At 65.7% G+C, this 2,867-nt stretch carries 2 protein-coding genes; both read right to left on the minus strand.

What is annotated here, in order from left to right:
- On the minus strand, positions 1 to 1,082 hold a 1,082-nt coding region (locus tag AC1VAN_RS17090), incomplete at its 3' end, for a malonate decarboxylase subunit alpha (RefSeq protein WP_480986277.1).
- Between the two features lie 296 nt (positions 1,083 to 1,378).
- Positions 1,379 to 2,867: TonB-dependent siderophore receptor (locus tag AC1VAN_RS17095; RefSeq protein ID WP_480986278.1), on the minus strand; the 1,489-nt coding region annotated here is incomplete at its 5' end.

A 2,867-nucleotide genomic window follows, 5' to 3' on the forward strand; every position in this document is an offset into this window, starting at 1 on the left:
GTGGAGCTGTTGCCCTGCAGGTCGATCTGCAGGGTGGAGCCGATGAACATGTCGCAGGCATACAGCCCTGCGGTCTGCGAAAACGCGCGGTTGGAGCGCATCGAACCATCGGCGCCGGTGAAGAACACATCCCCGCGCGCGGCGATGTACTTCTCCATGCCCAGTTCCGACCCGAACGAGTGCACGGATTTGACGAAACCCGATTCGATGGCTGGAATCAGCGCCGGGTGCGGATTGAGCGCCCAGTGCTGGCAGATCTTTCCCTTCAGCCCCAGCGACTCGGCGTAGGTCGGCAGCAGCAGTTCGATTGCTGCTGTATCGAAACCGATGCCATGGTTGAGCCGGTTCACCCCGTACTCGGCGTAGATGCCCTTGATCGCCATCATCGCCATCAGCACCTGGATCTCGGAGATCTGTGCCGGATCGCGGGTGAACAGCGGTTCGATATGGTTCGGGCGCGGCGCCTGCACCACGAAGTTGACCCAGTCGGCAGGAATATCGACGCGGGGGAGGGTGTCGACGATCTCGTTGACCTGGGCGATGACGATGCCGCCACCGAATGCGGTGGCCTCCACGATCACCGGCGTGTCTTCGGTGTTGGGGCCGGTGTAGAGATTGCCGTGGCGGTCGGCAGCCTGCGCCGCGACCAGTGCCACACGCGGAGTGAGGTCGATGAAGTAGCGGCCGAACAGTTCCAGGTAGGTGTGGATGGCACCGATCTGGATGCGTCCTTCGGCCACCAGGTTGGCCAGCCGCACCGACTGCGGCCCGGAGAAGGAGAAGTCCAGCCTGGAGGCGATGCCGCGTTCGAACACATCCAGGTGCGAAGGCAGGGACAGCACCGACTGCACCATGTGCAGGTCATGCACCCGTGCCGGGTCGAGGTCGGCCAGCGTCTGGGCGAGGAAGTCGGCCTGCTTCTGGTTGTTGCCTTCCAGGCAGACCTTGTCGCCCGGCTCCAGCAGCGCGTGCAGCAGCTCGGCGACATCGCCAGCCGCCACCTCGTGGCCCTTGGCCCATGGCGCGGCGCGTTCCAGCCGCGCCTGGCGGCCCCGCTCCAGCGTGTCCCAACTCGGGTTCATCGACGGACTTCCGAATGGCGTTGGAATAATTACGCCATAATTACGGAGGGGTGTGCAACCCGCAGTGCAGCAAAGAAAAGGCCCGCGCGAAGGCGGGCCCATTCAGGTGGGCCACGACCGTGGGTCGTGGCGGAGCGTCAGAAGCGTGCCGACCAACGGTCGGCACCCACCCCCAACAGTGGGCACCCACCCCCAACGGTCGGCACCCACCCCCAACAGTGGGCCCCCCAACTGTCGGCACCCACCCCCAACAGTGGGCACCCCCCAATGGTCGGAACCCACCGTTCCCGGGTTGCTYAGAACTTCCAGCGCAGGCTGGCCGCCACGAAGCGCGGTTCGCCATAGTTGTTGTAGTCGAGGTTGGCCCAGTAGGTCTTGTCCAGCGCGTTGCGCACGCTCAGCGTCGCCGTCCAGTTGTCGCTGATGCGGTAGTTGGCGTTGAACTGCACCAGCGCATACGCCGGCTGGTTCACCGTCACCGTGCCGCCGAGCGGGTAGGGGATGTTGTAGCCCTGCACCTTGCTCTGCCACTGCACGCCACCGCCGATGCTCAGGCGTTCCAGCGCGCCGCGCAGCTGCAGCTGGGTGTTGAGCTGCAGCAGGTTTTCGGCCGGATTGGCGTACAGCAGGTCGGTGGCCGCGCGGGTCACCTTGACGTGGGTATAGCCGGCATTGACCGTCCAGCCCGGCAGGATCTCGCCGTTGACGTCCACCTCCCAGCCGCGCGCCTTGGTGCCGTTGACGCCGATGTAGGCCGAGCTGCCGTCGCTGAGTGAGCCTTCCGGCACGCTCATGTCACGCACCGCGTAGTTGTCCTGCTTGGCTTCGAACACCGCCGCGTTGGCGGTCAGGCGACCGTCGAACCACTGCGTCTTCAGGCCCGCTTCCAGGTTGGAGCCCTGCACCGGCGCCAGCAGGTTCTCGTTGCGGTCCTTGTAGTTCTGCGGGTTGAAGATCTCGGTGTAGCTGGCATAGGCCGCCACGTTCGGGGTGATGTCATACACCAGGCCCACGTACGGGGTGATTTCATCGCTCACCTTGTACGCGCCGCTGGTGGCGGTGTAGGCACCGGCCGCGTTGTAGGCGCGGGTCTGGGTCTGCCAGCGGCTCAGGCGTGCGCCGGCGATCAGCGCCAGCGGATCGGCCAGGCGCAGGCGGGTGGCCAGGTAGAAGCCGCTCTGCGTGGTCTTGGCCACGCGGCGTGCGCCGGTGAGGGTGTAGGTCACTTCGGAGATGTCGCCATCCCAGGTGTGCACGTTGGGAATGTAGTAGCAGCGCTCGCTGCCGCAACGAGCCCAGTCGCGCGGATAGTTCAGCGCCAGCGTGTTGGTGGTGCCTTCCAGGTCGGCCCACTGCGCGCCCACGGTCACGTCGTGCTGCTGGCCCCACAGGTTGAAGGTGCCGGTCAGGTAGGCGTCGACGTTGCGGCGGGTGTCTTCCGAATCGCCGGCGGCGGTGCGCAGGTAGATGCCCGCGCCGGTCACCGGATCGGGATTGCCGGTGCCGTACAGGCGCATGTTCTGCACGTTGCCACGCGTGTAGGCGGTGTTGATCTTCAGCAGCCAGTTGTCACCGAAGCGCTGCTCCAGGTTGGCGAACACCGTGCTGGTCTCGCGCTGCCAGTAGCTCCACTTCGGTGCCAGGTTGGTCGAGCGCGGCAGATGGGCGAAGTTGCCCTGGCTGTCGAAGAACGGCACGGTGCCCCAGGTCGAGCCCACCGGGTTGTTGTCCTGGGTCTGGTAGCCGACGGTGACCGTGGTGCTGTCGGTCACATCGCCTTCCAGC

It is taken from the genome of Stenotrophomonas sp. 05L44_2 (assembly GCF_056665995.1).